We start from the raw sequence: 6,903 nt of genomic DNA, 5'->3' as shown, positions 1-6,903 counted from the left end.
TAGCCGATCGGCGCCAATGCCGGTCAAACCACAACCGAACCCAAGGAAAAGCCGCCAGTTGAAGGCGTTTTGCCCCTTGTGTTCTTTCATTGGAGGCGGTCATGGCAGGCTGGTGATGTTCAACGTCACCTGATTCCCTGGAAGGAACGCCACCATGACCAAGATTGAAGGTAAGACAGCCAGCGCTGCCGTCAAAGACATTTTGCTTTCGAACCCTGATGGGCTGCGCGAGGTGATCCGCACGGTGATGCAAGAGGTGCTGGAGGCGGAGATGGACGAAACACTGGGGGCTGCAAAAGGCGAGCGCACGCCGGAGCGGCTCGGCTACCGCTCGGGCCACTATGGCCGCACGCTGATCACCCGTGTTGGCAAGCTTGAACTGCGGGTTCCGCAGGATCGCTCGGGACGCTTCTCCACCGAACTATTCGAGCGCTATCAGCGCTCCGAGCGGGCGCTGGTGGCAACGTTGGCGGAGATGTATGTGCAAGGGGTTTCGACCAGAAAGGTCAAGGCGATTACCGAGGAACTCTGCGGCCATGCCTTCTCGGCATCATCGATCTCGGCGATCAACAAGCGGCTGGACGAGAGCCTGAAGGCCTTTGCCGAGCGCCCGCTTCAAGAGCCCTTTCCCTACCTGATCCTCGATGCCCGCTATGAGAAGGTGCGTGAGGCCGGCGTCGTGATGAGCCAGGCGGTGCTGATCGCCGTTGGCATCGACTGGGACGGACGGCGGCAAATTCTGTCTGTCGAGATGGCCGGTCGCGAGAGCCGCTCTGCCTGGAAGGACTTCCTCGTCAGGCTGAAAGGACGCGGCTTGAGGGGCGTCGAGCTGGTGGTCTCCGACGATCATGCCGGTCTCGTCGCGGCGATCGGCGAGGTGATCCCGGAGGCCGCCTGGCAACGCTGTTACGTTCATTTCCTGAGGAACGCCCTCGATCACCTGCCACGCAAGCATGGTGACGACTGTCTGCAGGAGCTGCGATGGCTCTACGATCGGCGCGACCTCGACGAAGCCAAGACCGACCTTTCTGCCTGGCTTGCCAAATGGTCGGCCCGGTATCCGCGTCTGACCAGTTGGGTCGAGGAGACGATCGAACAGACGCTGACCTTCTTCCGATTGCCACGCCAGCATCACAAGCACTTGAAGTCGACCAATATGCTTGAACGCCTCAACGAGGAAATCCGGCGCAGAACCTACGTCGTGCGCATCTTTCCAAATACCGAGAGCTGCTTGCGCCTCGTAAGGGCGCTCGCAGTCGAAACCCACGAAAACTGGATGGAGGCAAACCGCTACATCAACATGGATGACCTACGCGAGCACAAGAAACTCGCTCTGCGTCAAGCCGCATGACCAGCCGCATGACCGCCCAATTTTGCAGAACTTGACGCACACAACCCGGATCGCAACTGCCGCCTTCAGTTGAAATACACACGATCCCCAGCAATGATGCATACGGTTACACAGGGATCAACAAGCAACGCCTGATCGTCGATCCACATACGCACAGCGTGATCGAAATCATCAAATAATCAATCTACTCACTGAGCTGGCTGGCATTGTGCTTGCACTCGGATGCATCGACCTTGCGTTACGGAATGTGACCGTGCCCAAACGCTAGCTATTGGCTTGCGCGCTCCCGGAGTGCCGATTGGTCGGGTCCTAGAGTGATGAGCGCGTTTCCTTTCGACCGAGGAGCCAGAGAAGGTACGGTCCTCCGATCAGGGCGGCGAACAGGCCGACCGGCACCTGGTAGGGATAGATAACCACACGCGATAACCAGTCGGCCACGAGAAGCAGGCCGGCGCCGATCAGCATGGCCGCGAGCAGGTTATCGCTGGCCCGTTGAAAGCCGATCAATCTTGACAGGTGGGGTGCGATCAAGCCGGTGAGGCTGAGCGGTCCAATGAGGAAGGAAGAGATCGCGCTCATCAGCGCGGCGAAGGCTGCAAGCAGCAGCCGTGTCGATGTGACGCGCAGTCCGACACTGCGCGCCAACCCTGTGCCAAGCGGCAGGATCGCGAACCAGCGCGTCATCAGGAAGAGCGGTGCTGTCAGACTTGTTAGCGACAGGATTGCCGTCCAGGCTTCGAGCGGGCCGGCGCGGTTGGTCGAGCCCGATATCCAGGTCAGCAAAATGTAGCTTCGCATGTCTCCCTGGGCGAGCACCATGCCGACGATTGCAAGACAAAAAGCGCTGATGGCAACACCTGCAAGCAGGAGTGCCTCCGTCGATAGCCCGGCGCGCCGGGCTATGGCGATCATGGCCAGGAATGAAGCGAGTGCGCCTGATGCCATGCCGGCGATCATGATTGGAGGCGAGGGGAAGGCGAATATGAATAGCGTCACCGTCAGTCCAGCCCCGGCGCCGGAGGAGACGCCGAGCACCTCGGGGCTAGCCAGCGGATTGCCGGTCACGCGTTGCATGATGAAGCCGGCCGCTCCCAGCATCGCGCCTGCTGCGGCCGCAACGACAATCCGCGGCAGCCGGAACGGCAGAAGATCTAAGAGCAGCGAGCCGATGGCTACTCTCCAGCCACCATCGGTCGGTCCAACGACAAGCACGGCTACGAACACCAGCAGAAAGCCAGCGGCGAGGAGCAGAAGCGCCGGTGCTGGTCGCAATCGACGTCGCACAGCCCCGGCCGATCTTGCCGTAACCGCCGCCCGCCCGTGCACGCGCGGCAGCAAAAACAGCAGGAGCGGGCCGCCGGTGAGCGCGGTGGCTGCTCCTGTTGGCGCAAGGTCAAGAAAGCCGGGACCGAGCAGCTGCGTCAGGCAATCCGTCAGAAACAACACCGCGGCGCCGGCAAGAGGCGCGGTCGTCATGATCTGACGGGTGGTGCGCGCACCGCAAAGCCGTGCGATCGCCGGCGCGGCAAGCCCGAGGAAGCCAATGATGCCGACCGTCGCGGTGACGGAGGCTGACAGCCAAACGGCGAGCATCAGAACGGCAAGCCGGACGGCGTGTAGCGAAACACCGAGACCTTTGGCGCTGGCATCGTCCAGAGCCAGCATGTTGAGCGGCCTGAGCAGAAGCAGCGCGGCGAGGATACCAGCAGCGAGCTGAGGTGCAAGCGATGTTACGCCACCCCAATCCTGCTGGTTGAGGGCGCCGGCGCCCCAGATGTGGATCGACATGGCATATTCGCCTCGTGCCAGCACCAGCGTAACGCTGAGTGAGGCTGCAACCATGCTGACGATCATGCCGCAGATGGCCACGGTGACCGGATCAAGACCGCGGCGCCAACTCAAGGCAAGGACAAGGGCGACGGCGCTCAGACCACCGGCAAAGGCGATGAGCTCACGCGAGACACCGGCAAGGACGGGCGAAAAACTAAGACCGATCGTCAGCGCCAGTTGCGCGCCGGAGGCGATACCGAGCGTCGAGGCATCGGCGATCGGATTGCGCAGGATGCGCTGCAGGAGCGCCCCGGCGAGGCCCAGTGCGGCCCCTGAGATCAGAGCGATCACAGCCCGTGGCATGAGGCTGCTCCAGAGCAGGATCGCGTCGAGCGCCTTGGCCTGCTCAGGATCGCCGGGCACCTGGGGACGCAGCAGCAGTAGAAGGACGAAGGAGGTGACGCATGCAACCGCAAGCACCCAAGCCGGCATGCTTGGTCTGCGGGAATGCGTGCGTGGCATGGAACGGCTAGCCATTTCGGACACGGGAGAATCCTTCGGCGAGAAAGTCGGCGAAGCGACCCGCGGCCGGAAGCGCGCCATAGGGGTTGATCGAACCGGTCGTCAGGATGCGGTCCTCGCGTACGGCCGGAAGGGCCTTCCAGAATGCGCTGCCGGTCAGGGCATCGAACGCGTCTTGCGGATGCGGCGGAATGAGGAGGATCCAGGCATCCGGCATGGACGCCAGAGTTTCAATGCCGACAGGCGCCGTGGCGGAATAGCTGGTCGCTCCTTTCCAGGCGTTAGACAGTCCGACCTGCTGCAATACTTCACCGAACATGCTGTCGGAACCAAACACCCGGCAGTGGCGGGCATCGCCGAGATTGATTGGCAGGATGGGGCGTCCATCGCCGCTGGCGGCAAACAGGGACTTATAGCGATCCAGTTTCGCAGCGAGATCCTCGACCAGCTGCCGCGCCTCCTTGCGCTCAAGGCGTTCGCCAATCGCCAGTGTTGCCTGCTCGGCCAGTTCGTAAGGACTTCTTCCGGGCACATAGATCGCATGACTTTCAACCGCTGCAATGCGGCTCATCAGCGGATCGGCCCAGGCGTAGAAGTTTGAGCTGAAGATCAAGTCGGGGCGCGCGAAGCGCAAAACCTCAAGGTTCGGCGTTCCGCGCAGCCCGAGATCAGCGACGGTCTCGGGCACTTCGGGTGTTACGGCGATCTGCCTGAATTGGCGCAGTTCCGTCGCCGCAACCACGTTGGCACCGATCGCAAGCAGCGTTTCCAAGAGCGCCCAGTCGAGCGTGGCAACCCGTGGTTCTGGCGACCGGCCTTGCGCCACACTCGTAACGAACGTGGCCGTTCCAGCCAGAAAAGTCCTGCGGGTGAGCAGTGATGCGCGCAAATTCATCTCCAGTCGCGCGAAGAAGGTCCGGAAGGGCCTCCTTCATATGCAAAATTATTGTGCTACCAGACTTTGCTCAGCTTGAAGGTGAAGGTGCGTGCGTCACCATAACCGCATGCGCCTACACCACCGCAGCTTTCCACGTATACCTTATCAAATATGTTGGTGACGTTGAGTGACGCGACCCAGTCGTTCTTTTTGTAACGGACCGCGGCGTCAACAAGTGTCGCGTCGGGAACCTTGAGTGTGTTCGCTTCGTCGGCCCACGACTCACCCTTGTAACGCACGCCTGCGCCGAGGCTCAGGCCCTCGAGTGTGCCTGTCGTGACGGTGTAGTCGAGCCACAAGGAGGCTGTAACGTCCGGCACGATGTACGGGGTTTTCCCGACAAGCGACGGGTTGGGATCGTTCCTGGTGACCTCGACATCATTATAGGCAACTGAGCTGAGAACCTTCCAGTTATCGTTGAGGTTGACCTTGCCTTCCAGTTCGACACCCTGGGATCTGACTTCACCCAATTGATCCTGCCACGGTGGTACTGCAATCGACACGACGTTGTTACGCTTGTTGATGTGGAAGACCGAGGCCGTGAAAGTCGCGTCCATGAAGGTCGGCTCGTATTTTACACCGGCTTCAAACTGCAAGCCTTCCTCCGGCAGCAGCGGGCCTTGCGCGCCGAGCCCAACCAACGGGTTGAAGAAGCTTGCGGCACTGATGTAAGGCGTCACGCCATTGGCGAACTCATAGGCGAGGCCCGCACGACCGCTCCATGCGCCTTCGGAGGTGCGGAAGTCGTCATTGGCGGGCAGCCGATCGTCCATCTCGCTGCGCACATAGTCGTAGCGGCCGTTAAGCGTGGCTATCCAGCCATCACTAAAGCGGATCTGGTCCTGGGCGTAGAAGCCAAGCTGGTTCATCGCCAGAACCTGATTGTAAAGCGGGTTGTTGGGCGGCAGCGGCAGCCCGTAGATCGGGTTAACCGGGCTGATCGGCGTCGTCCCGAACAGCGAGTTTTGAACATTATCGATGCGATAGTAGCGGTAGTCCATCCCCGCCATGACGGTATGGCTGGCACCGCCGAGCTCAAAATCGGTCTCGACGCGGTTGTCAAATGCCAATGTGTCGGCGCTGGTATTACCCTCAAAACCGATGCGCAGCAGGTCGTAGTTCGGCGCCGTCGGCGTGCCCCCGACATAGCCGTAGGGGTAGGGTCCGAATTCATACTTGTTGAGATGCCCGTAGCGAAAGTTCGACGACAGTTTCCAGCCGTTGTCGAACGCGTGCTCCAGCTCATAGCCGACCATTTCCTGATTGTAGCGACCGGTGTCGCTGTCCGGTTCGCCCGGGAAGAAGTCGCGGCGTATCTTGCCGAACGGTGCGTCCACCACAGTGCCGACATAGGGGAGGAACCCGTTGCCGATATGGACCTGATCGAGCCCGCCAGCGTAGGCCCATACGGTGAAATCAGTGGAGGCGTCCGGGGAGACCGTTAGCTGTGGCATGATGAAGCCGCGCAGGTCATGTGAGAAATCCGAATAGTTGTCGCCGCCGGCGATCTTGCCGGTCAGGCGATAACTCATGGTATCGCTGCTGCCGACCTTGTCCGAGAAGTCGAAACCGCCGAACCCGTTGCCGTTACTGTTGATGCCGGTCTCGGTATAATAATAGGGCTCGTCGGTCGGTCGCTTGCGTATCATGTTGACGATGCCACCTGGGTTGGAGCCGCCGTAAAGAACGGAGGCGGGGCCCTTCAGCACTTCGACACGCTCCAGCATGAATGGATCGATCTGGAAGCCGCCGAAGCCATAGCTGAACAGGCTGAGGCCATCGAGGAAAACGCCCGTTTGCGTGGCGTTGAAGCCGCGAATGTAAAACCAGTCCGTGTCAGGGTCGGTGCCATAAGGAGCAGCGGTCACGCCAGGCGTATAGCGCAAGGCTTCATCGACCTTGTTGACGACACCGCGGTCATCCATTTCCTGCCTTCCAACAACGGAGACGGCCTGTGGAATTTCGTTGAGCGGCGTGTCGGTCTTCGATCCCGTCGTGGTTTCCTTGGCGACGTATCCGTTCACGGGACCGATCGCTTTGTTGTCGGCGCTCTGGCCCTGGACGACGATCGGCGCAAGTGCGGTGTCGGCCGTCTGCGCCTGCGCCGTCCAGGCGGCGCAAAGACCGATCAGCGCGACGCTCGCACGCAGAGCCCGCCGCGCGCCCTGGAAACCTTCAACTTTTTGCATATTCCTACTACCCCGCTCACAGGCCGCCGGCGGCGGCCTGCCAGGCGCCAGCTCCAATAAGCTGAGCGATTAACTCAAATTTAAAGGTCGGGCTTGGCCTGATCAGCGGCGATTGAACGATTTTGGGCAATTTC

The 6,903-nt window shown here is 60.9% G+C and carries 5 protein-coding genes; 2 read left to right on the top strand and 3 right to left on the bottom strand.

Features of this window, described 5'->3' with window-relative positions; genetic code table 11:
- The first annotated feature begins 154 nt into the window (after positions 1-154).
- Together FHT71_RS22535 and FHT71_RS22530 are read left to right on the top strand one after the other, a co-directional pair.
- On the top strand, positions 155-1,351 hold the full coding sequence (locus FHT71_RS22535; protein ID WP_183722117.1) for an IS256 family transposase: 1,197 nt from the start codon (positions 155-157) through the stop codon (positions 1,349-1,351).
- Between the two features lie 56 nt (positions 1,352-1,407).
- Positions 1,408-1,530: a DUF1236 domain-containing protein gene (locus tag FHT71_RS22530; RefSeq protein ID WP_183722123.1), complete on the top strand. Its 123-nt coding sequence runs from the start codon at positions 1,408-1,410 to the stop codon at positions 1,528-1,530.
- A gap of 130 nt (positions 1,531-1,660) precedes the next feature.
- On the opposite strand, the gene fhuB is transcribed toward FHT71_RS22530, so the two are convergent.
- From fhuB to FHT71_RS22515, 3 genes are read right to left on the bottom strand one after another with little or no spacing between them, the layout of a single operon-like run.
- Positions 1,661-3,613 (bottom strand): Fe(3+)-hydroxamate ABC transporter permease FhuB, encoded by a 1,953-nt coding sequence (gene fhuB / locus FHT71_RS22525; protein ID WP_246718083.1) that lies wholly within the window; start codon positions 3,611-3,613, stop codon positions 1,661-1,663.
- Between the two features lie 37 nt (positions 3,614-3,650).
- Positions 3,651-4,538: an ABC transporter substrate-binding protein gene (locus FHT71_RS22520; RefSeq protein WP_132587952.1), complete on the bottom strand. Its 888-nt coding sequence runs from the start codon at positions 4,536-4,538 to the stop codon at positions 3,651-3,653.
- A 56-nt stretch (positions 4,539-4,594) separates the two neighbouring features.
- Positions 4,595-6,769, bottom strand: coding sequence for a TonB-dependent siderophore receptor (locus FHT71_RS22515; RefSeq protein WP_183722114.1), 2,175 nt, complete (start codon positions 6,767-6,769; stop codon positions 4,595-4,597).
- Positions 6,770-6,903: the final 134 nt, after the last annotated feature.

The organism is Rhizobium sp. BK060 (assembly GCF_014193145.1).
Taxonomy (GTDB): Bacteria; Pseudomonadota; Alphaproteobacteria; order Rhizobiales; family Rhizobiaceae; genus Rhizobium.
The sequence above is the reverse complement of the archived record's forward strand: the minus strand, read 5'-3'. Positions and strand labels throughout refer to the sequence as shown.